Raw genomic sequence first — 24253 nt, 5'->3', positions numbered from 1 at the left:
CAAAGGTCGTTCGTCTGAAATTCTTATGAATCTCTCATCTGTTCAAATCCTCATTCAAACAAATGGTTCTCTTAGAATTTTCAGGGTTGTTTTATTGTTCAATTATCAAGGTGCTTTATTTTTCTTTCCTCTGTCGACGCTTTTCTTTATCGTCGCGTCAACATTATTTATTATATCATGTTTGTCGTTTCTTGTCAACAACTTTCTTTATTTTTTTGTTGTCTTTGTTTCCAGAAAAAGAACAAATTCCAGTTCGAAGACTATGGCTTATTTCTTCTTTTTTCATCCGAGCCTTTCACTCGAATGACTGACTTTTTTCTTTGTCAGTGTTCTGTCAACCAAGCGACAGGTGTTAGTATATAACAAATTGATTCTGTTGTCAACAACTTTTTTAATTTTTTTAAATAAATATTTTTATCAGAATATTCTGACTATATAAGACTGTTAAAAATACACTCTGTTCAATATATTCAAACAGTATCTTTCCTGTATTCGTTTGGCTAAATATAGTTAGAATTGCAAAGCCAACCCATATATTTAAAAGGCCATGTAACAATCCTATCAAGAATCCGGCTGTTTTGTTCAGTCCATTTAAAATTGGAATACTGCTTACAAAATCCAAGGAACTACACAATATTGCCAGGAAAATTCTTATAATAATAAAAACACAAATAAAGGAAATCATATTCGTCAAAAACAAGCTCATTCTATCTGCAATATAATTTTTGGCCTGCTGTGACAAATGATCGGTTGATTTTTCTGTTACAAAATCAGATATTAACTTTGCCCAGTTAATATCTGACTCTCCATCCAAAGTTGTTTCATTTTTTTCTTCAACTGAATATTCTAATACAGAACCCGCTTCCTTATGTTCGATGATCCATCCACTCACATAAGGAGAAAAAACAGACGCTGCAATTAATGCTATAATTGTCGAAAACATTGAAAATGCAGTCCGAATAAAACCAAGTTTCAATCCTTTCAGACTGTAAAAAGCCAACACCGCTATTACAAAAATTAACAACCAGTTAATTGATTCTTTTACCATGCTCACACCTTTATCTTACCGGATAATTTCACCTTATTTATCTTACTTTCATCAATAAAAATATAATTTTCTTTTCCTGATAAATGAAATACATAATCTATCTTTTTATCAAATACCGTATGGAGCTTTTCCGAACCATTTGTTCTTAAAATATTACATTCCATATCAGATGTAAATAAAATTTCATCATCTTCTAATTTTACTTCATCATATTGATAATTGATTTTTTGTTCCAGAACTTTTTTGCCATTATAACGATATAAGGTAAGTGGATACTCCGCTGAACCATCTTTTGATTGCAGTATACATCCAATATAATTTTCATTCATAACAATACTTTTTATTGTCTGGTTTTTAAATGTTTTTTTAAATACTTCCTCTGGCAATTCACCCATTGAATAAACAAAAAACCCCTTTTCTCCAAACATACACACTGTATCATCATTCACAAAATCAACTTTGTGAATTAAGTCCGTTCCAAAATCAACTCCACCAACCATTCGATTTACTTTATCCTTTCCAACATCATCGAAATTATAAAAACTAACTTTACACTGTATTTCTCCTTTTGATACGCCCATATAGCTTGTCACAATTTTTTTACCATCATTCGACAAATCAATGTCTATCGGATATCCATCTTCTGATAAATTTGTTGGTATCTTTGCAAGTAACATTTGACTGCTGTCATAAGGGTTATACAAATGGATTTCATTTGAATCCTTGTCATTTAACAAAACTGCTACAACCCCCTGCCCGGCAATCTTTATCTGTGCGATAGGAAGCGTTTCTTCAAACTTAGTGCCTGAATCACTTCCGTTATAGACATACCATTCTTTTCCGCCAATATCACCGATTACTGCAAAATCGCCACAAATATCCACACTTGGGTTGTTCATATCATAGCTTCCATTCCAAAGTGTTTTTCCCTCTCCATCAATTGCCGAAGCTCCATCGTGGCTATATTTTAGTAACCCATCCTTATACTTTGCATAAGTAACACTGCTACTATCCTGCCTTGGTATTGTTTTTACAACCTCATATCCCAAATAATGCTTATTAATTACATTGTTTAAAATATATGCAAAAAGACATACAGCAGCAATAGTACATGTACTAATCGTTAATACAACTGCTCTTTTATGTCTTTTCTTTTCCTTTTCATATCTTTTATTATCATTTCTTTCTACTAAACTTTCCATTCTTTCCACCTTTGTCATTCATTTTTATTATTTCTTTTTACCTTCATGTGCATTATACCTTATTTAAATGACTTCGGCAATTGAATGTAAACAGTTTTCCACATCTTTTATGGTAATAACAATTTCTGCCCTTCGTATATGACATCTTTATCCTCTATTCCATTCATTTTTTGAATTGCTTCTACATATTCATCAGAATCATATAATTTCCCACTTATTGTAACTAACGTATCACCTTTTTTGACTGTATAATATTTTACTGGTTTTGCGGATGCCGGTTTTTTCTCCGAAGTTTTAATCTTCTTATTTTTTTTGTGTTCCTTTTCATCTGTCTTTTGATTCGAAAAATCCTTTTTATCGTTCTTACTGTCCTCTTCATTCTCTTCTTTCTCTGGAAAATTCTCTTTTTTGCTCGCTTTTTCAAGATTACCATTTAATGTTTCCACCAGTAAATTCCCATCTTCTTTTCCTAACTCAGTTACATCATCTGAAATGTGATTTAATGTTTGTTCCATATTATTCATTTTATCATAATTATTTAACATGGTTGTCCCAATTACTAACACAACCGCAGCCAATGCTGTACTCGCTGCATACATTAGATGAACCATTTTTTTATTTTCTACCGGTTCCGTTTTGGAAGCAATTACATTCCTTACATGCTCCATTGCCAAATCTTCATATTCCTTTTCTTCGCTTTCTGTTCCCAGTGTATCAACCATATAGTTTTGCATAGATTCATTTTTCTCATAATAAATATAGTATCCATTTTGTTTAACTAGCTGTCTTTTGCTTGTCCGATAAAAATTCTCTTCTTTTTCTTCACCGTCATACAAAAAAAAGATTCTGTTTTCACCTGGAAAATTTTCTAAATGGATTCTCTTTAGCCTATCCGGAATTCCTTCCTCTGATTCATTCCTTGTTACAACAAGTCCCATAACCTCCAAATCCATAAAATATTTTCGAATCTGCTCGTAAATTCCAGACCAGACTTCATTCGAAAATATAACCCCTTGTTCTAACTGATAATTTTGGATTGTAACTGCACCACTTACAAAAATTGGTTGATTCTCTTCCTGAGGAAGTTTTCCCAAAAGAACAGCCAGTCCATAACGATTTGTTGTCTGTTTCGCAAGTTTTCTTGCATATGTAATTACATAATCTTCTATGTAAATCTTAGGATTTCTTCCTGCTTGTCCGATTTGTCTTATATTTTTAGGTAAATTCTGTTGTTCCATATGATAATACCTTCCTCTCTTTCTATTTACGAGGACATAATATCATAAGAAAATTGCACCTTTTGTCAAAATGGCAATCTTTATTTGAAAATCGCTCTCTTTTTCTCTGCCTGATATGTTAAAATTTTTCTTTTTTCTTTCTATTTTTTTCTTGTTTATGCCTTTTTCTTCCTTATCTTGTCCAAATATGCGATAAAATTTTTTAACATTATGTGTAATTATTTCCATAACTGGGAATAGATATAGACAAAATAGAAATGGACAAGGAGGCTCATATGCCACAGACAATATTAAATAACGACACTATAAAAAAGTCGAAAATATATTATTATAATCCAAATGAGAAACACTCTGTTTTTGATTTCTGCAAAACACTTTCTTCTCTTATCCAAAAAAAGAGCAGTCAAAAAACAGAAGTTGTTTTATTATGTATTGGTTCTGACCGTGCTACTGGCGATAGCCTTGGTCCTATCATAGGCTATAAGTTATCTCAGTTTAATTATCCAAATCTAACCATCTATGGAACTTTATCTGAACCGGTACATGCGAAAAATCTTCAAAAAACCGTAAATAAGATTAAAAAAAATCATAAAGATTCTCTTGTTATTGCTGTTGATGCTTCTCTTGGCACAGACAAACATCTTGGATTTATTACCTTAGGAGAAGGTGCACTTTATCCGGGAATTGGCGTTGACAAAGAACTCCCTTGCGTTGGCGATATTTTTATTACCGGAATTGTGAATATATCTGGACTATTAAACAATATGCTGTTACAGACAACTCGGCTTAATATCGTTATGCAATTAGCAGATTTTATATGCTATGGAATTAAATACTCTATAATAAAGCACTCCGTATAGAGATAAAACGCACTCTGTTTATTTTTTGTTAAGATTTTTTTTAATAAATAGTCAGTTTCTTCAGTATTTTTTAATTATCTATACACACTTTGGTCATATTTATAATCTATACTATTTGTTGTAAGAGGTTTTCATAATTTTGATTACTCTCCCCCTCTCATTAAATAAATAGGACGATGACAACTCCCATGTCACCGTCCTTATTATTTATCTGTATTTTTCTATTTTTTACAATTCGATGCGTCCCTCTAAAGCTCTTAGCAAAGTTATCTCATCAATATACTCCAAGTCGCCTCCAACCGGCACTCCACTTGCAATACGGCTTACTTTAATTCCTATCGGTTTTATTAATTTACTTATATACATTGCCGTTGTTTCTCCTTCCAGGCTGGAATTAGTAGCAATAATTACTTCCTCTATATCTCCCTGCAACCGAGTCATAAGCTCCTTCAGACGGATATCCCCGGGACCAATTCCAAGCATCGGAGATATCGCACCATGAAGAACATGGTAAACACCTTCGAACTTCTGAGTCTTTTCATAGGCTGCTAAATCTCTCGGGTTCTCGACTACCATAATTTGCTTCTTATTTCTTTTTTCGCTACTGCAGATTGGACAAACTTCCTGATCAGTCAAAGTACAGCATACCTTACAATATTGCACCTTCTGCTTCGCCTCTAATATCGTAGAAGAAAGCTGTTCAACCTGCTCCTTTGGCATGTTTATAATATGAAATGCCAATCTCTGTGCAGACTTTGCTCCAATTCCCGGAAGTCTTGATAACTCTTCTATCAGCTTGCTTATCTGTGAACTATAATAATCCATTAGAAAGGCAAGCCTCCGCCTAGTCCACCAAGTCCTCCTGCAATGGCACCCATAATACTATTGCTGTCTTCTTCCATTGCACGAAGTGCTTCATTTGTAGCTGCAACAATCAAATCTTCTAACATCTCAATGTCATCTGGGTCAACAACTTCTTCTGCTAATTTTACAGAAACAACTTCTTTTTTTCCGGATACAACAACCTTTACAGCTCCACCACCTGCTGTTGCTTCATATTCTTTTTCTTCTAATTCTTTTGTTTTTTCTTCCATCTGACGTTGCATTTTTTGTGCCTGTTTCATTAAATTGCTCATATTACCAGGCATTCCTCCTGGAAATCCACCGCGTTTTGCCATGTTAATAATGTCCTCCTTTAATCTTCATATTCAATCTTCATTTTTATAATTTTTGTCAAGTCTATGCCGGAATCGGCAGATTCTTGTTGTTCACTGATATATCTTGTTTCTACAGCAACCTCTTTTTGTATACACTCCCTAATCGCCTGTTTGATATCTTCAACGTGTGTACCGCTATCAATAAAGTTTTTCTCTAACTCATCTCGGAACATAAGAAGCAACGTACTTCCTTCACCCGCTGTTGGTATCGCACTTCCCATCATTGATCGGACCGCTCCCGGAAGTCTTCCAAGAATCGCATGCCAGTTTTCTGCTAAAGAACGCAATTCCTCTGGAATTGCGAGAGGATATAAGGGTGTTTCTTCTATCTGTTCTCCCTCCTCTTTTTCCACTGCCACTGGAGTCATGATAGGTTCTTTAGCAATCGGTATCCTACCTTCCTCAAGTGCTTTTTCAAGCACTCGGATTCTATCCAAAATAGAATCATAATTTGTTTCCATGGAAGGCTTACAAAGCTTTATAATACCTATTTCAACCAATACTCTCTTTTGTGTCGCATATTTTATCTGATTTGATAGCTCCGATAACACGCGAATGTATCTCATCAATGTTTCACTCTCTGCAAGTTTAGCCTCATGTACTAATTGTTTTAACTGTTCGGTAGACGCATCTACAATGTCATCAGCCTCTTCAGAAGTTTTAATTAATAACAGATTTCTCAAATACCACGTAAAGTCTATAATAAACTGACTAAGCTCCCTGCCTTCCATCACCAGGCGTTCTAAAAGCTCTAATGCAGGAACAACCTGACCCGTATTAATATATTGAAACATCTGACCAAAAATTTCTGTATCAACAGCACCTAAAACTTCTAATACACGGTCATAAGTAAGCTCCTGTCCAAGATAAAATGCAATACACTGGTCAAGCAGACTTAACGCATCACGCATAGAACCATCTGCAGCCTTAGCGACATAACGAATTGCCTTTTCTTCAGCAGTTACATTTTCTTTCTGTACCAATTCCTTTAGTCTGTCTGCAATTACATCAATTGAAATTCTTTTAAAGTCGTAACGCTGACAGCGTGATAAAATTGTAATTGGTATTTTGTGTACTTCTGTTGTTGCAAGTATAAATATAACATAAGACGGAGGTTCTTCCAAGGTTTTTAAAAGCGCATTAAATGCTCCTGTTGAAAGCATATGCACCTCATCAATAATATACACCTTATATTTTCCTTCCGTAGGAGAATATTGCACTTCCTCCACAATCTCTCTTATATTATCCACACCATTGTTCGAAGCCGCATCAATCTCAATTACATTCATCGATGTCTGATTATTAATTGACTGACATATCTTACATTCATTGCACGGACTTCCATCAATCGGATGTTCACAATTAACTGCTTTCGCCAATATCTTTGCAACTGTCGTTTTACCGGTTCCTCTTGTTCCACAAAACAAATACGCATGTCCGATTCGGTCTGCTTCAATCTGGTTTTTTAAAGTTGTTACAATATGCTCCTGCCCTTTTACATCTTCAAATCCTTTTGGGCGGAACTTTCTATAAAGTGCTGTATATGACATAATTGCAATACTCTTTTCTCAATCTATTTTAACTATAGCTTCGTTCCAAGTTAACAAATTTTGTAAATTGTGACTGCCACCCTAATTTTACCGTTCCTGTAGGACCATTTCTCTGTTTTCCGATAATAATCTCTGCTACGCCCGGCTCCTCTGTATCATGGTTATAATAATCATCTCTGTAAATAAACATAACAACATCGGCATCCTGTTCAATCGCACCGGATTCACGAAGATCCGAAAGCATTGGTCGTTTATCCGGTCTTTGTTCCACCGCACGACTTAACTGAGATAATGCAATAATTGGTGCATTAATTTCCCTTGCCAGCGCCTTTAGGGAGCGTGAAATATCCGATACTTCCTGTTGTCTTGATTCACTTTTACGATTGCCTGTCATAAGCTGAAGGTAATCGATAATAACTAAGCCGAGCTTATGCTCCAGTTTGTATTTTCTACACTTTGAACGTAAATCTGAGATTGAAATTCCCGGTGTATCATCAATAATCAGATTCGAATTTCCAATTACCTTAACACTTTCGACCAGCTTTGTCCAATCATCGTCATTGAGTTCTCCACTCCGAATTGCTTGGGAATCTACCTTAGAATTCATTGCAAGCATACGTTTTACGAGCTGGTCTTTTGACATTTCCAGACTAAAGATTGCCGTTGTCGTTTTCGATTTTATAGCTACATGCTCTGCTATATTTAATACAAAGGCTGTCTTTCCCATAGATGGTCTGGCTGCAACAAGAATTAAGTCAGACGGCTGCAATCCTGCAGTCTTATAGTCTAAATCGTAAAAACCAGTTGCAACTCCGGTTACGCTTCCTTTACTTTTCGAAGCTGCTTCAATACTTTCTAAGGATTGAAGCACAATCTTGTCAATACTGACAAAATCCCCTGATGATTTATTTTGAATGACATCAAAAATCTGCTTTTCTGTATCCTCTAAAATAGCATCAACCGGCTCCTTATTTAAATAACATTCATTCGCAATTCCCTCTGTTATTTTTATTAAACGCCTGAGGATGGCCTTTTCTTTTACAATATTAGAATAATACTTTACATTTGCAGAAGTAGGAACAGAACTAATTAAATCTCTTATAAATTCCAGACTGCTCAATTCCGGTGGAACTTCTTTTTCTTTTAATCGATTTTGCAATGTTACCAGATCAACCGGTTGACCCTCGTTATATAATTCCACCATTGCGTCAAATAATACACCATATTGATTTTGATAAAAATCCTCTGATATTAAAATCTCAGATGCTGTCGTAATCGCATCTCTGTCCATAATCATAGAGCCGATTACAGACTGCTCAGCTTCTACGCTATGCGGAAGAATTTTTTTAATTAACGCTTCATCCATCAGATTGAAAAACTTCCTTTCTAAACTTCTGATACATGTACTTTCAATTCACCAACTACCTTTGGATGTAATTTGATTGGGACGTTAAAGGTACCAGCACTTTTAATTGGATCTGCCAGCTGCATTTTCTTTTTATCAATATCATATCCTAACTGTTCTTTTGCTGCCAAAGCAATTTCCTTTGTTGAAACCGAACCGAAGCTTCTTCCATCCTTCCCTGCTTTAATCTTTAATTCAACTTTTTTTTCTGATAATTCTTTTGCAAATGTCTGTGCCTGTTCTAACTGTTCTTTTGCAATTTTTTCTTCATTTGCCTTTTGAAGTTTTAAATCGTTTAGATTCTTAGCAGTAGCTTCTATTCCTAAATTTTTTTTCAATATAAAATTTCTTGCATAGCCATCATTTACTTTTACCTTTTCACCTTTTTTTCCAAGTGATTTTACATCTTCTAATAAAATAACTTCCATTATTATAATTCTCCTTCCTCATTCATCTTCCTTAAAGTACCCCGCACAATTTCCTTTGCCTCTTCTATCGTGCAGTTTTCCAATTGTGCACCTGCAACACTTAAGTGACCTCCGCCGCCTAACTTTTCCATAACAACCTGTACATTTAATTCGTCAATCGACCTTGCACTAATGTATATCTTGTCATTGTATTCTGTTAATACAAAGGAAGCCTTAATTCCTTGAATATCCAATAATTCGTTAGCAACCTGTGCCCCTAAAATGGTTGGACTTTCTGTGCCCTTTCCTGCACATACTGTAATTGCATAGCAATCCATATAGACTTCTGTCTGCTGAATTGCCTCTGCCTTTACTTTATACTCAATCATTTCACTTCGGAATCCTTTTCGAATTCTTGTCACGTCAGCTCCATGTCTTCTTAAATAAGCAGCAGCCTCAAATGTCCTTACTCCTGTTTTGGTAAGGAAATTGTTTGTATCAATCATGATTCCCGCATACATTGCATCGGCTTCCGCCTGCTTTAATTTTAGATTATCTGCAATATACTGCAATATTTCTGCAACCATTTCACATGCAGAGGAAGCATACGGCTCAATATAAGATAACACGGCATGCTCAATCGCTTCATCCGTTCTTCTATGATGGTCCAGTATTACAACGGTATTTGTTAAGTCAATTAATTCCCTGCATTCCGTATAACTCGGACGATTTACATCAACAATTACAAGTAACATATTTTTATTTACTTTCTCAATCGCCCGTTCACCGGAAATAATCATATCCTCTTCATAATCCGGATTATCAAGAAACCGGTCCATAATTGGCCGAACAGAACTACTCACCTCATTGATTACAATGTGTGCTTTTTTACCCAAAGTTTTTGCTGCACGATAGATTCCAATCGAAGCTCCAAAAGAATCTACATCCCCTAAAGAATGTCCCATAATAAATACTTCTTCCTTTGCTTCAATTAACTCTCTTAACGCATGAGCTTTTACTCTTGCCTTTACTCTTGTATTTTTTTCAACCTGAATACTCTTTCCTCCATAATAGGAAATACGGTCTCCTTCTTTAATAACTGCCTGATCGCCACCTCGACCTAATGCCAAATCAATTGCTGCTCTCGCATATTCATAAGCCTGGGTATAAGTTTCTCCATTTACTCCCAGACCAAGACTGATTGTAACTGCCATATCATTTCCAATATTAACAGAACGAACCTCTTCTAATATTGAAAATTTATCCTCACGAAGCTTCTCCAAATACCGGTTTTGAAATACAAAAATATACTTATCTTTTTCCAGCTTCTTTGCGATTGCATCAATACTTTGCATATACTTATTAATTTTTCGGTCTACAAGTGCAATTAATAGCGAACGTCTTACCTCGTCAACTGTATCTAGCGCTTCCTCATAATTATCAATATACAGAAGACCAGCAATCAATTTCTGATTTTTGATTTCTTGAAGTCCTGATAAAATATCGGTTTCGTCATGTAAATATATACTGATTAGGCAACTGCTGTCACAAAACCGTTCCAGCTCTTTTCCAAGACCTTTCGCATTCTCTTCTCCTTCTTGTAATATAATCCGCCGCATAATTACTTTATAATAACGCTCATCAATTACAAGGTGGAGTTCTTCGTCCTGCTCCGTCTTTGGCAAAAGGTCCGTTTCTAATCCAGGGATTACATTTTTGATTGATTTCCTTGCCGCTTTTTCATCTGAAATCACGCTTAGAAATTCATCATTGCCCCACAGCAAATGACCTTCCACATCTAATATTCCATAAGGAAGTGCCATCTCGCGAAGTAACTGCTTCTGTACCTTTCCATAGTCCGCGGCATAACGAACCAAATCACCTAATACAGCTGTTCTCTTATATACAAATATAACACTTGCAATTACAAGATAGATAAAAGTATATACAGCCATTAGAATACCAGCCTTTACATTGACAAAAAACATGCTGATATTCATACAAATCAACAGCGGTGTTAAAAAGATAGGCCATTGCAGATAGGACTTAAGTTTTCCCTTTATTCTCACTTTCTTTTTCATTTTTTCTCTCCATAATAAGATACTGCCTACTTATTAGTATCTCAATATATTAGACATTAACAGTCTGATTATACCATTTTTAAAGGAAGATTGCAAACGAAAGGGACAATCTTCTGCTCTAGAGAAAAACAAATTCTGGAAATTATTTTATGTAAAAAAGTGCCATTATAATATTTTATTTTCCAATTAATAGTGTTATAATAAAAATGGCTTATTTAAAATTAAAGTATAAAAGGAGAATGATAACATGTTAAAACAAACTCTAAAACGCGTTTTAAGTTTCTGTTTAGTTGCCTGCATGGCTTTTACTTCTTCAGAACTTACAAATTGCAGTTATGCCCGTGCAGCAACGCCAATTGATGGTTGGAATTTTGAGATTTATATGTGTGGTTCTACTTTGGAATCTCCATCCGACCTTCGTGCAGCAACAGTTGACCTTTTGGAACTTATGAGTGCAAAAAATGTACCGGATAATGTTCAGGTTACTCTTCAGACAGGGGGAAGCAAAGCTTGGTATTTTGATGAGGGCATCAAATCCTATTATAAAGATGTACTTCACATGACCGATGAAACAATTAAAAAGATTAATCCTCAAAACATCAGTTCTGACTATATCCAACGTTACAAAATCAAATATGATAACGTAATTACGCAAGATGGAAAGACCATTACTTATCCATCATTGGTGCAGCTTTCTGCAGATGAAGGAGCTAACAATCCTGATGTGGCAAAAAAAGAGGGAAGAAACGTAGTCTCAATGGCGGATGCATCCACATTAGAGGATTTTGTAAAAGACACCGCGAATCAGTATCAACACAACGTTTTAGTATTCTGGGATCACGGCGGCGGTACGGAAGGTGGTGTTTGTAACGATGAATGGGCAGATATGGATTCTTTAAGTTTAAAAGAAATCGACACTGCATTAACGGCTGCTTCCGATGTCATTCCAAATGGAAAATACGACATGATCGGATACGATGCCTGTTTGATGGGTTCTTTCGAAACTCTTGCAATGACAGCGCGTCATGCCGATTACGCAATCGCTGCAATGACCGTAGAAGGCGATAATGGCTGGAATTATACACCTGTTATTGATGAACTTGCAAAAGCAGTCAATGAACATAGGGATTATAGCGGAAAAGACATTGCAACAACCGAAGTCCAGGCCTATCGCAACTACTATTTAGATAAAAAAAATAAAGACTATGATGTCAATGCTACAATTGGTGCTTTCGACTTGTCTTACATGCCACGCTGTGTCAACGAATTTGACGAACTCGCAAAAGCAATGATGCATATCTGTGCCGACAGCAATCTGAAGGCAGCATTTGAAAAAGCAGCTTACACAGCAAAAGAAATAGATCAGAACATGGATTTAATGGGAATGTATTCCTTCTTAAATCAAACAATAAAATTCACTGACAACTATGCAAAAGCAAATGGAAAGAGTAAGAAATCAACAGTAAAGATGAATGTTGCTAATTGCCGTGATTATGTAAAAGCTGCACAGACTTTAAAAGCAGATTTGTTTGAAAAAGATTTTCTACTTGCAATGTGTAATGGCGATACTAACAGCGAATATCACGGTGAGAAAGCCCTTTCCTTCTTTTACCCTCAAAAAGATTCCCGCAATCATGGTGCATTTTCTAAAAACAGCTATAATGAATTAGGAATCAGTGACTATTATGCAGCCTATATTTACAATATAGCTCATAATGTTGAGACAAAGCAGGCTACGATTCCAAAGTCTTCCGTTCATTATAATAACAAAACGGGTAAATATACGTTGACCATTTCAAGCAATAATGAGGATTACATGTCCTTTACCGGCGAAAAAGTATACTTAAAAGCAAATGATGGAAAACATATCGCACTTAGTGAGAATCGGGTGAATTTAAATGGTTCATCTTTTAGCGCTGCACCAATTACGAAATATCTTACTTTTAACGGTTCTCCAATTTACACCAGTGCTTATGATACCTATTACGGAGATTACTATACTTACATGAATGTAAACGGAAAAGAACAAAAAGTATTCTTCATAATAGAACAGGGCGAAGTAATTCTTGAAAACTCTTTTGAGCCAGGTACCGTACTTATTCCATACTACGTTTATAGCAATGGTAAAAAAACATTAAATAAAAAAGCTACTTATAAGGTAACTCAAAAAGACTTCAAAAATGAGGAACTAATATTGCCATTCGAATGGAAAAAAGAAAGTGCAAATAATTTTATATACGATTTCTGCGCAGAATCCTACTATGGTAATATAAGTCATAATAAAGTAGCTCATTCTGACATTGTTCAATTTGCAAAAGCAAAAACAACAATTCCGAAGAAATCTTATAATTTAACAGGTTATAAGATTACTCCTGCTGTCAAAGTAAAAGCGGGAAAAACTACTTTGAAAAAAGGAAAAGATTACATAGTTTCTTATACAAATAACCTCGGAATAGGAACAGCAACTATCACTATCAAAGGCATTGGACGTTATGCAGCTGCTCCAGAAAAGAAATTAACATTCAAGATTATAGCTAAAAAATAATAAAAAGCTAAAATAGAATCAATTCATAAGGTAAAAAGTTTAAAAAGGACTGTTGCAAAATAAGTTTGTATTCTGCAACAGTCCTTTAAAATTAATAATAAATTTTATATTGATATTTACCGCTTGTCTTGTAGCTTGCATTACGAAGATCTGCTTTTTTAATCTTTAATTTTGATTTTTTAATTTTTACTGTAAAGTTCTTTGAAGAAGTGTGTGCCACACTCATATTTATTGTGGAAGCAGAATAAGTTCCAATCGTCTTTCCTGCATCTGTCTTAAATGTAATTTGAGTATTTTTTAATGCATTTACCCAATGTCCCGAATTATTTAAAAACTTACATTTTAACACCAAATCGCCGTTTGAGGCATAAGAAGCATTATACACTTGTAAGCCACATTGCCCATAATAAACATTCGATGTAGAAAGTTTTGTTTCTTTAAATATATTTTCCTTTACAGTAACCTTGCAAGTTAATTTCTGACCATCTTTTGTTTTAGCTGTAATTGTAGCCTTCCCCGGCTTTTTAGCAGTAACAACACCATTACTGCTTACAGCAGCAACGCTTTTTTTACTAGATGACCAAGTTACCTTTCCGCTTGTATTATTTACTTTAAGCCTTTTCGTAAAACCAGCAGTTACAGTCGCTGATTTTGTACTAATTGTAGCTATCTGCTTATCCGCCTTAATCATTACCATATATTGAGTATCTTCATCAAATGTAAGCTTTATAGAATAATCACCTGCCGGCATATTGCCACCAGGAAATGCAAAAATATAAAGACCTTCTGAAAACTCCCAATCGCTTTCACTGATTGGAACAGTACTCTTATAAAGTTGTCCGGCACTATTATATACACTTACCTCACAATTTACCGGTGCCGGTACAGCAAATCCAAAATATACATTCTTATTTATATCTAAAGTAAAATCATTATTTACTTCTTGGTTTGCCATCGCAACTCCTGAGTTTTTTAATATTGATTGGTATTCGGCAGCCTTGCCGACACTAGCATTAGTAAATACTGAACATACACAAATTAAAAATGCTAATAACATAGAAAAAACTTTTGTATTTCTTTTTGTTTTCATAACTTACTCCCTTCTAAAGTCAAATTCATAACATTACGAGCTTATCATAAATTTATCGCACTATAAATAGGTAATTAGAATTATTTTTTAAATTTTTAATTTTTTCAAGACAATAATATACAATTTTGCACAAAAGCAAAATATATTTCCTTTTTTTGACATTTTCATTCTAATTGTTATTCCTAATTTAATCCACAAAAATTGCAAAAGAGCCACTCCGCATATCAAAATGCAAAGTGACTCCAAAAGTTTTTCTTATTCTGTTGTATAAGGCATTAAAGCGATATGACGTGCACGTTTGATTGCTACTGTAAGAGCTCTCTGGTGTTTTGCACAGTTTCCTGTAATTCTTCTAGGAAGAATTTTGCCTCTTTCAGATACGTATCTTTTTAATTTATTTACATCTTTATAATCGATTGTGTTGTGTTCTTTATCAGCACAAAAAACGCAAACTTTTTTTCTTCTGCGTGCGCCTCTTCTCTTCATAGGAGAATCTGCTCTATCGCCTCTGTCATTTTTATTGTATGCCATGACTTATAACCTCCTTATCATCATTACTGCCCTATAAGCAGCATCTATCATCTAATTAAATGGTAATTCTTCGTCAATTCCATCTGGGATGTTCATAAATCCATCTCCAACGGCTTGGCTTGGCTGTGGTGCCTGAGCTGCGGGACGGAAGCCTGCATTCTCTGCACTCGCATTTTTGCTTTCTGCAAATTCAATTTCGTCAACCATTACTTGAACACTATATACTTTCTGACCTTCTTTGTTGGTATAATTATCATTCTGAACTCTACCACTAAGTAAAATCTTAGTACCCTGCTTCAAGTAACGCTCTACAAATTCAGCTTGCTTTCCGAAAGAAGTACAATTAAAGAAATCTGCTTCCGGTTCACCGGCACGTTTAAAACGACGGTCTACTGCAATACTAAATCTGGCGATTGCCAAGGAATTCTCTCCCTGGGAATATCTAACTTCAGGATCTCTTGTCAAGCGACCCATTAAAATCAATTTATTCATGAGGAAAAACCTCCTTTACTACTATGCCTCTTGTTTAACGCATAAGTATCTGATTACATTTTCCATAATACGAACTCTTTGTTCGATTTCTGCTGGAACTGTTGAATCAGCATCGAATTGGATGAAGTAGTAGAATCCTTCTCTCATTTTCTGAATTTCGTAAGCTAATTTTTTCTTACCCCATTCATCAACGTTTGTAATTGTTCCACCAAACTGTGTTAAGTATTCTTTTACTTTTTCTACAGTTGCTACTCTAGCATCATCTTCGATTTTTGCACTTACAACTAACACTAATTCATACTTATTCATAGTTGTCTGCACCTCCTTTTGGTCTCTGGCTCTTTGTATTTTATCTTCTCAGCAAAGAGCAAGGAAAATTTTGTATAAACTACTCACGTTTTAATATTCTAACATAATTTTATTTTTATTGCAAGTCTTTTTTATTTTCCATCCTCATTTTTTAGAGGAATTCCAATCTATAATTATAAATCATCTTTTTATAATATGTTTCTTCAATCATTGAATTTCCAGTCACTTTTTTGTTCTTTCCCGGACTCAAAAACTTTCTGTGCAATGAACTGATTTTTATTAACTAACTTTCAGGTCTTTGAATACCTCGAATATTTTTTTCAACCTGCTTCCTTGGAATCATAATCTGATGTTCGCATCCCATACATTTTAAGCGGAAATCAATTCCAATCCTTAACACTTCCCATTCTTTACTGCCACAAGGATGCTGTTTTTTCATTTTTATAATATCTCCTACTTGAATATCCATCTTTTTCTCAACTTTTCTCCTTCCCTTTATTTCCTGTTTTCGTTTTAATGTTTATTATATCACGATTCGCATCTTCAGTGCTTACCGCTGCATACGCAGCTATCGTAATCGACATTCGCCACTCGCTATGAACAAGCTGCGCTTACTCCTGCTCATTTACGCTTATTATATCACATTTTTTACCACTTGTAAGTTTTTTTCATTACTTTTCAAAACAAAGCCATTTTCTAAAAAACAATTGCATTTTTTCTTTTTATGATGTAACATTAATATCGCAAGATGTAGTTTTAAATACTATGTATAGTAATATTCACATTGCATGTTGCATATAATTCCTACAAGGAGGTTTTTTATGAAACATTTAAAATTATTAAAAGCAAAAGATCCAGGCAGTGCCATCACTCATTTTATAGGTATGATGATGGCCATATTCTCATCGCTTCCACTTCTTATGAAAGCAGCCAAACAACCTGATCCAATCTATCTGGTTTCTTTGGCAATCTTTATTATAAGTATGATCCTACTTTATGCAGCAAGTACAATTTATCATACATTTGATTTGTCAGAACGCACAAACCGGATTCTAAAAAAATGCGATCATATGATGATTTTTGTTATGATTGCTGGAAGTTATACTCCAATTTGTCTTGTTGTTCTTGGAGGAAAACTTGGAATTGGGCTTCTCATTCTAATCTGGTCAATTGCAATCGCTGGAATGACATTAAAACTATTTTGGGTTTATTGTCCAAAATGGATATCATCTGTTTTATATATTGCAATGGGATGGACTTGTGTATTTGCATTTGTCCCTATTATTCACTCCCTTCCAAAAGCAGGATTTTTATGGCTGTTAGCAGGCGGTATTATTTACACGATTGGTGGCATTATATACGCACTAAAACTTCCAATTTTTAATTCCAGACATAAAGTCTTTGGTTCTCATGAAGTGTTCCATCTGTTTGTAATAGGAGGAAGTATATGTCACTTTATCTTAATGTATCAATTTGTTACTGTATTGCCTTTATAAATTCCCCATCTGTAATAGAAAAACTTCTGGTCCATTTCGCCATGAATTGAACCAGAAGTCTTTCATTTCCAATTTATTTAACTGTGATTGTATAATGACCGGTTACATTATCATTTGTCTTTGTAACTTTAAGATAATAAGTACCTGCATTAAATTTGTCTTTTGATTTGACAGCCTTTTTGAATCCTGTTCCACCGGCACTAAATGTATCTCCAAATAAAATCACCTTTTTAGGTGGAATAATCTGTACCCGAATAGAACCAGAAGTGTTACATGTATCTCCGAAAATAGAAATACTTACATTTTGCTTTTTTGGCAAATAAAATTTATACCAATCAACTTTTGATGTCTTATCTGTCGCCAAAACCAATCCGTTTGCCCTACTACCGCTTTTTATTGTTTTCGCAGATTTCTGACTACTGCCAGACTGATCTGTTAACGCTTTGAAAGTGTATTTAATACGATATGGATTTGTAAGATAAGCTTTTACTTTTAAATAATATGTACCTTTTTTTACTCCAAATATTTGCTTATTTTTTGTCGTTTTATAACTATTATAACAGTCCGGCGTCAATTCTTTCTTTTTGCTATTGCACAATGCAACATAAGAAGATGTATCCTCCTCTTTTATCACAAAAGTTCCTGAATTGTCCTGCACTAACTGATTTTGTTTTACCGTAATATAGCCTGTCTTTTTTACATTAACCTTATAATATACATATCTACTGTCTTTTCTATAAGTTGTTGTATATTTATTACTAGTTAATGTGCGATTATCTCCATTAAATAAATTACCTTTTAATTTTATTGAAATACTTTCATAGTTTTTACATAACTCGGATGACGCAGATAATTTCAGATAATAAGTACCTGCCTTAGAAATACTCATATATCCAAAATTTGATGTTCCCTGATTCAAAAAAATCGAAGGATGTATTCCTATTAAGGACTTTGTACAATCTGCATCAGAATACAGCTTTGCTGATATATATCCACTCACTCCATAGTTATCTGCTACCTCTATCCCTAATTTATAGTATCCTGATTTACTTAACTCAACTGGAATAATCACTTGTTTTTCTGCTGTTGGCAATACTATTGTATGTTGCGTGTACTTATTTGCGTCAACTTTATCTCCCGATGTAACAACACGTGAAGTTATTGTATTCACCTGTTTACCATTTTCATCTGTAACCGAAGCCGCTTCTACTGTATCCACAGATAATTTGCAAGAAAACATTAATATAGTTACAAATACTATCCCAAATAATTTCTTTGTCCATTTATACTGACTCTTTTTTTGCATTTTAAAGCTCCTTTTCTTTTAAGTCTAATGATCATACGTTTTAATTATATCATAGATTTCTGCCTTCCCACAATAATACCTTTGCACTAGCAGCTATTTATATAGCACCTATTTTCTATCTAATATATAAAGCAGTTGACTTTACTCGTATTTTTTCATAATTTTTATAAACAGCGAAAATGAATTAGTCTTGTAAAAATAGAATCAACTGCGAATTTTCAATATGTATCTGTTCCATTTTCGCTTCTTTACTATAATATATGAAAAGTAGGAGAAATGGTTCCATTTCTCCTACTGCAATAATAATAATGGGTTAACGCTTTCTTCTCCTTCTAATACTTCAAAGAAAAGATTCGTTCCTTCCTCTTTATAATATTTTGTTGGTTCAGCAAGCTTTCCTAACACCTGACCGGCTTTTACCTGATCACCTTTCTTAACTTTTACATCTGCAAGCTGTCCATAAACTAATTGATAATCGTCCCCTATTGAGGCCGTTATTGTAATTCCTGTTTCCTCATTTTTATCCACTTTTGTAATAACACCTGCTGCTGCACTGACAACATCCATGTTTTTCTTTCCTGCTATTAATAAGGCCGGATTACATTTATATTGTGCCAATGTTTTAAAATATACCGGTTTATCCATACTATAATCTAAAACAATTTCTCCTTTTATCGGCCAGAGAAGACCTGCGTCTTCATCAAACGACTGATTTGATATTTTACTGTCATTACTCAATACCGCCTTCATTGGTTCTTCTGCTTCTGCTGTTTCTTCTGTTTTTCCTATGTCAGATATCTGTTCATCTTTCTTTTTATCCGTTTCCGAACTTCCATCTTCTGTATCCGGAGCTTTTTTCTCTTCTGTATTCTCTGCTATCTGTTCCTTTTGCTCTTCTGATATTTTCTTTTTCTCTTGACCTGCGTCTGCCACCTTTAATTCATCTCTCTTTTGCTCTGCAATAGAAGATGGCTGTTTGTTTTGCTCTACATTTTTATTTTCATTGGAAAGCATATGAGTACCGATAATGCCTACTGCAAATACTGCTGCAACACCCGCAGTTAGTGCTGCATAGAAGCCTTTCCCCTTGAAAAAAGCACTTTTGTTTTCCTTTTTCACTAATATCACCTCGATTTTAGTCTAACCAAAACCGAGGTGATTATACGGACTCTTTAAATTTTAATTTTTATTTTTTTATGGTATATCATTCTCATCATTTTGTTCACTCTCTTCTGCTTCAGAAAGAGTTTCTTCCGAACGATTTTCATCCATTCGTTTTTGCTCAGATTGATATCCATAAGCAGCTGCCTTATACTGTACCTCTTCCTCTTCTTTTTGATTGAATTTTACCGAATCAACTTTTATTTTTTCTTCCTGTATATTGAAGTCCCTTTTTAAGTTATAAATAACCCGGGTATCACTCAACATATCATGAAAGCCCCTTTTTTCTTTGTCAATTCCTACTATAATATAACCAATACAGAGGAATAAATCAGACAAATATTTTCCGATTGTTTCACGGTAAAGTATATTCCAAAGTGTTATTTTGTCCTCTCTGGCCGGTACTACCTTTATATTCATTAGCTTTTTCCCAACCGTAGCTCCTGTGCAATAAGTTGTAGCCACGTAATAGCTTTTTGCCAAAATATAAAATAGTATATCCCAAACTGTAAACTGAAATAATACTTCTTTAAATAAGTTTCCTTCTGTTACACCAAATGTAGCAACTATCATTGGAAGTTTAATAATAAACAGTAAAACACCGACAAGCAACGAATCAATTGCCCATGCAGCCAATCTTACAAAGAAACCGGCATAATAAATATTATTTTCCTGTCTTTGCATAATACATTGGCACCCCGCTTCCTTTTTCTTCAATAAATTCACTTAATACTTCTGCCTCTGATTTTGATTTCAAATCTTTAACTTCGGAAAATAAAGAAGCGAATATATTATCTGTTCCAAAACTTGGTTCATAGAAGGTAACACCGCCGCCAACTTCTTTTCTAAATTCCTTTTCATAGTCTTTGTAAGTAGTCACAACTTCATCAATCAAACCATTTTCCAACGCCTGCTTGGCAGTATAAATTCTTCCATCTGCGAGTTTCTTTGTTTTCGCTAAAGGCATATTTCTGCCCTCTGATACGATACCAACAAACTGCTCATAAGATTCATCTACAATTCCTTGGAAAATCTCCCTCTGTTCCTCTGTTAGCGGAAGTCCGGAAGAGCCCATTGATTTATTCGCACCACTTGTAATATCAATTTCTTTAACTCCAAGCTTTTTGTATAATTCACTATAATTTGTCAGGGAAACAATCACTCCTATTGAACCTGTCCAGCCATTTCGATTCATTCCGATATGATCGGATGCCATTGAAATATAGTAACCGCCTGAGCATGCCTGATCTGCCATATAAGTCCAGACAGGACGTCCTGTCTGCTCTTTATATTCTTTCAGCTTCAGATATAATTCATCACTATGATATACCGTTCCGCCCGGACTATTTACATATAGTAAAATTCCTTCATTTGTATCAGAATTCATCATTTTATTGATGTAGTCTAATGTTGCTTTATGGTCATAAGACACCGTATCAAATACAGAGGAAGAACCGGTATCCGTAATTGTACCTTCTACCCTTACAACGCCAATAAATGGATCGGTCGGTAACGTTACATTATTCTCCAAAGAGGATGCAAACAAATTTACTATGCTTGTATCTCCTGCCACCTCTGCTGCCATCTGTCTTGTAACATAACTGCTCATTCCTACTAAAATGAACATAACACAAGCGACAACAATTCCTATTGCCTGTTTCCCTTTCATTTCTTGTGAATCCTCCTGTCTTATCTCTCAATTGTAATTTTATCTAAATGCCAAATATCCCTTACATATTCTTCAATTGTACGGTCAGAAGAGAATTTCCCTGATTTTGCGACATTTAAAATTGCTGATTTTGCCCAGCCAGCTTGATTTTTATAAGCTTCTCCAACTCGTTTCTGTGCTTCTTCATAAGAGCGGAAATCTTTCAAAATAAAGTATTGATCTGCCCGTTCGCCACCATTATCCTCTAACAACGAATTATAAATTTCACGGAATAATTCCGGATTCTCCGGTGAATAAGTTCCATTTACTAACTGTGTAAGCACAGTACGGATATCCTGGTCGATGTTATAGATTTCCTTTGGATTATAGCCTCCATTTTGTTCATACTGAATTACCTCATCTGAACTAAGACCAAAAATAAAGGCATTTTCTGCTCCAACTTCTTCCACAATCTCTACATTAGCACCGTCCATTGTACCTAAAGTAATCGCACCATTTAACATAAATTTCATATTACCGGTTCCACTTGCTTCCTTACTTGCTGTAGAAATTTGTTCTGAAACATCCGCGGCAGCAAAAATAATCTCTGCATTCGACACACGGTAATTTTCAATAAACACAACTTTAATTTTTCCACCAATTGACGTGTCATTATTAATCACATCTGCAACACTGTTAATCAATTTTATAATTGCTTTTGCCCTGCGATAACCGGCTGATGCCTTTGCACCAAAAATAAATGTCCTTGGATAGAAATCCATGGTCGGATTTTTCTTTAGTTCATTATACAAGTGCATAATATGCAGGATATTAAGTAACTGCCTCTTATATTCATGAAGTCGTTTTACCTGAACATCAAAGATGGAACGAGGGTCAACCTCAATTCCGTTATGCTTTTTAATGTATTCAGCAAGCCGTAACTTATTCTGATATTTAATATTCATAAATTCCTTCTGACATTTTTCATCGTCTGCATAAATTGCAAGCTCATTAATATGTGTCAGATTTGTAATCCAGTCATCACCAATTTTATTCGTTACCCAATCTGCAAGTAGTGGGTTCCCATGAAGAAGAAACCGACGTTGTGTGATGCCATTCGTTTTATTATTAAATTTTTCCGGCATCATATCATAAAATTCTTTCAATTGCTGATGCTTTAAAATTTCAGTATGAAGATTTGCAACTCCATTCACTGAAAATCCTGATACAATTGCAAGATTTGCCATACGAACCTGACCATCATATACAATTGCCATCTTTTCTATTTTACTAAAGTCTCCCGGATATTTTTCCTGAATCTGAATAATAAACCGGCGGTTAATTTCCTCTACAATCTGATAGATTCTTGGAAGCAGGCGTGAAAACAGCTCCAGTGGCCATTTTTCCAGTGCTTCCGACATAATCGTATGATTCGTATAAGCACAAGTTTTATTTGTAATTTCCCATGCTTCCTCCCATGATAAACGATAATCATCCATCAAAATACGCATAAGTTCTGCAACTGCAACTGTTGGATGCGTATCATTTAGCTGAAAGCACACTTTTTCATATAATTTATGAATATCGTCATGCCTTTTCATATACTTTAATACTGCCTTCTGCACACTTGCAGATACAAAGAAGTACTGTTGTTTCAGACGTAACTCTTTCCCTGCATAATGATTATCATTTGGATATAATACCTCACAGATTGTTCTTGCTAAGTTCTGCTGTTCTACCGCCTTATGATAATCGCCTTTATCAAAAGAATCCAGATTAAAATTATCTATCGCCTCTGCATCCCAGATTCGAAGCGTATTTACAAAACCATTATTATATCCTACAATCGGAAGATCATAAGGAACTGCACGCACAGATTGATAATCTTCCTGTGTAAAAATTTCTCTTCCGGTTTCATCACGGTGAATTGCAATATGCCCTCCGAATTTTACTTCCACTGCATACTCTTCCCGCCTAATTTCGAATGGATAGCCTTCTTTTAACCAATTATCCGGTGCTTCTATCTGATATCCATCTTCTATTTTCTGCTTAAACATTCCATATTTATAACGGATTCCACAGCCATAAGCAGGATAGTTAAGTGTTGCAAGAGAATCTAAAAAACAAGCAGCCAGACGTCCCAGTCCTCCATTTCCCAGTGCCGGATCCGGTTCCTGATCTTCAATCGCATTTAAATCAATTCCCAGTTCATCCAAAGCTTCTCTGATTTCTTTGTTTCCCTTTAAATTAAGGATAATATTGCCCAATGCTCTTCCCATTAGAAATTCCATTGAAAGATAGTAAACTCTCTTTGCATCTTCTTCCTCACATCTTTTGTGAGTTTCCATCCACTGATCCACAATGTAATCTTTAATTGCGTAAGAAACTGCCTGAAATAATTGTTGTTGCGTTGCTTCCTCTACTGTTCGAAAGTAAAGCACCTTCATATAATCAACAACCTGTTTCTTAAATTCTTCTTTATCAAGTTCCTTCATGTTGCTCCTCCTTTCGGATATTTTCACACTTTGATTATAGCTCATTTTCACAAAAAAGGGAAATGAAAATTCGATATAAAATCTTTTCGATTTTGAAAGAAATCCTTAATATCTTTTTACTACAATAGTAGTATACTAAAATAAATTCCGAATGTTTTTAGGATGACGGAAG

At 34.8% G+C, this 24253-nt stretch carries 22 protein-coding genes; 3 read left to right on the top strand and 19 right to left on the bottom strand.

The annotated features are described in order from the left end of the window. Positions 1–400 precede the first annotated feature (400 nt). From FYJ58_RS11915 to FYJ58_RS11905, 3 genes are all read right to left on the bottom strand, one after another. Complete coding sequence (locus FYJ58_RS11915; RefSeq protein WP_154519948.1) at positions 401–1048, bottom strand: CvpA family protein; 648 nt, start codon at positions 1046–1048, stop codon at positions 401–403. A gap of 2 nt (positions 1049–1050) precedes the next feature. After that, positions 1051–2250 (bottom strand): DUF5711 family protein, encoded by a 1200-nt coding sequence (locus FYJ58_RS11910; protein WP_154519947.1) that lies wholly within the window; start codon positions 2248–2250, stop codon positions 1051–1053. A gap of 107 nt (positions 2251–2357) precedes the next feature. Continuing rightward, complete coding sequence (locus tag FYJ58_RS11905) at positions 2358–3488, bottom strand: LysM peptidoglycan-binding domain-containing protein (RefSeq protein WP_154519946.1); 1131 nt, start codon at positions 3486–3488, stop codon at positions 2358–2360. 275 nt (positions 3489–3763) lie between these two features. Between FYJ58_RS11905 and yyaC the strand changes: the two genes are divergently transcribed. Beyond that, positions 3764–4348: a spore protease YyaC gene (gene yyaC, locus FYJ58_RS11900; protein WP_154519945.1), complete on the top strand. Its 585-nt coding sequence runs from the start codon at positions 3764–3766 to the stop codon at positions 4346–4348. Positions 4349–4576: 228 nt separating this feature from the next. Here the strand turns inward: yyaC and recR are convergent, their stop codons facing one another. From recR to FYJ58_RS11870, 6 genes are read right to left on the bottom strand one after another with little or no spacing between them, the layout of a single operon-like run. Beyond that, positions 4577–5173 carry a recombination mediator RecR gene (gene recR / locus FYJ58_RS11895; RefSeq protein ID WP_154519944.1) on the bottom strand — a complete coding sequence of 199 codons (597 nt, stop codon included), beginning with the start codon at positions 5171–5173 and terminating at the stop codon, positions 4577–4579. Next, positions 5173–5526: a YbaB/EbfC family nucleoid-associated protein gene (locus FYJ58_RS11890; RefSeq protein WP_154519943.1), complete on the bottom strand. Its 354-nt coding sequence runs from the start codon at positions 5524–5526 to the stop codon at positions 5173–5175. The genes recR and FYJ58_RS11890 overlap by 1 nt, the downstream gene beginning before the upstream one ends. A 17-nt stretch (positions 5527–5543) precedes the next feature. Then, a complete protein-coding gene (dnaX, locus tag FYJ58_RS11885) occupies positions 5544–7115 on the bottom strand; it encodes a DNA polymerase III subunit gamma/tau (protein WP_154519942.1) in 1572 nt (523 codons plus the stop codon). 28 nt (positions 7116–7143) lie between these two features. Continuing rightward, positions 7144–8481 carry a replicative DNA helicase gene (gene dnaB, locus FYJ58_RS11880; protein WP_154519941.1) on the bottom strand — a complete coding sequence of 446 codons (1338 nt, stop codon included), beginning with the start codon at positions 8479–8481 and terminating at the stop codon, positions 7144–7146. A 20-nt stretch (positions 8482–8501) separates the two neighbouring features. Further along, positions 8502–8948 (bottom strand): 50S ribosomal protein L9, encoded by a 447-nt coding sequence (gene rplI / locus FYJ58_RS11875; RefSeq protein ID WP_154519940.1) that lies wholly within the window; start codon positions 8946–8948, stop codon positions 8502–8504. A gap of 2 nt (positions 8949–8950) precedes the next feature. After that, complete coding sequence (locus FYJ58_RS11870; RefSeq protein WP_154519939.1) at positions 8951–11008, bottom strand: DHH family phosphoesterase; 2058 nt, start codon at positions 11006–11008, stop codon at positions 8951–8953. 247 nt (positions 11009–11255) lie between these two features. Between FYJ58_RS11870 and FYJ58_RS11865 the strand changes: the two genes are divergently transcribed. Then, the gene (locus FYJ58_RS11865) at positions 11256–13553 is read left to right on the top strand and encodes a clostripain-related cysteine peptidase (RefSeq protein WP_154519938.1); all 2298 of its coding nucleotides are present in this window, start codon (positions 11256–11258) and stop codon (positions 13551–13553) included. A gap of 91 nt (positions 13554–13644) precedes the next feature. Here FYJ58_RS11865 and FYJ58_RS11860 read toward each other — a convergent pair whose 3' ends face one another. The 5 genes from FYJ58_RS11860 to FYJ58_RS11840 form a co-directional block, all read right to left on the bottom strand. After that, positions 13645–14643 (bottom strand): Ig-like domain-containing protein, encoded by a 999-nt coding sequence (locus FYJ58_RS11860; RefSeq protein WP_235912637.1) that lies wholly within the window; start codon positions 14641–14643, stop codon positions 13645–13647. Between the two features lie 255 nt (positions 14644–14898). Then, positions 14899–15174, bottom strand: a complete 276-nt coding sequence (gene rpsR / locus FYJ58_RS11855) for a 30S ribosomal protein S18 (RefSeq protein WP_154519937.1) — start codon at positions 15172–15174, stop codon at positions 14899–14901. 51 nt (positions 15175–15225) lie between these two features. Next, the gene (locus FYJ58_RS11850) at positions 15226–15666 is read right to left on the bottom strand and encodes a single-stranded DNA-binding protein (protein WP_154519936.1); all 441 of its coding nucleotides are present in this window, start codon (positions 15664–15666) and stop codon (positions 15226–15228) included. 21 nt (positions 15667–15687) lie between these two features. Then, the gene (gene rpsF / locus FYJ58_RS11845) at positions 15688–15975 is read right to left on the bottom strand and encodes a 30S ribosomal protein S6 (RefSeq protein ID WP_154519935.1); all 288 of its coding nucleotides are present in this window, start codon (positions 15973–15975) and stop codon (positions 15688–15690) included. Positions 15976–16258: 283 nt separating this feature from the next. Then, complete coding sequence (locus FYJ58_RS11840; protein ID WP_154519934.1) at positions 16259–16444, bottom strand: DUF951 domain-containing protein; 186 nt, start codon at positions 16442–16444, stop codon at positions 16259–16261. A 352-nt stretch (positions 16445–16796) separates the two neighbouring features. Between FYJ58_RS11840 and trhA the strand changes: the two genes are divergently transcribed. Further along, positions 16797–17471: a PAQR family membrane homeostasis protein TrhA gene (gene trhA, locus FYJ58_RS11835; RefSeq protein WP_154519933.1), complete on the top strand. Its 675-nt coding sequence runs from the start codon at positions 16797–16799 to the stop codon at positions 17469–17471. Between the two features lie 73 nt (positions 17472–17544). On the opposite strand, the gene FYJ58_RS11830 is transcribed toward trhA, so the two are convergent. The 5 genes from FYJ58_RS11830 to FYJ58_RS11810 form a co-directional block, all read right to left on the bottom strand. Next, positions 17545–18777 carry a hypothetical protein gene (locus FYJ58_RS11830; protein ID WP_154519932.1) on the bottom strand — a complete coding sequence of 411 codons (1233 nt, stop codon included), beginning with the start codon at positions 18775–18777 and terminating at the stop codon, positions 17545–17547. 291 nt (positions 18778–19068) lie between these two features. Then, positions 19069–19896, bottom strand: a complete 828-nt coding sequence (locus FYJ58_RS15185; RefSeq protein ID WP_154519931.1) for a peptidoglycan DD-metalloendopeptidase family protein — start codon at positions 19894–19896, stop codon at positions 19069–19071. 75 nt (positions 19897–19971) lie between these two features. Then, positions 19972–20622: an RDD family protein gene (locus FYJ58_RS11820; protein ID WP_154519930.1), complete on the bottom strand. Its 651-nt coding sequence runs from the start codon at positions 20620–20622 to the stop codon at positions 19972–19974. Beyond that, positions 20603–21607 (bottom strand): signal peptide peptidase SppA, encoded by a 1005-nt coding sequence (sppA, locus tag FYJ58_RS11815; protein ID WP_154519929.1) that lies wholly within the window; start codon positions 21605–21607, stop codon positions 20603–20605. The genes FYJ58_RS11820 and sppA overlap by 20 nt, the downstream gene beginning before the upstream one ends. A gap of 20 nt (positions 21608–21627) precedes the next feature. After that, positions 21628–24081, bottom strand: coding sequence for a glycogen/starch/alpha-glucan phosphorylase (locus FYJ58_RS11810; protein WP_154519928.1), 2454 nt, complete (start codon positions 24079–24081; stop codon positions 21628–21630). Between the last annotated feature and the right edge of the window lie 172 nt (positions 24082–24253).

Origin of the sequence: Velocimicrobium porci, assembly GCF_009696045.1 — a bacterium.
GTDB classification, from domain to species: Bacteria; Bacillota; Clostridia; order Lachnospirales; family Lachnospiraceae; genus Velocimicrobium; species Velocimicrobium porci.
This window is presented reverse-complemented; position numbering and strand designations above follow the sequence as displayed.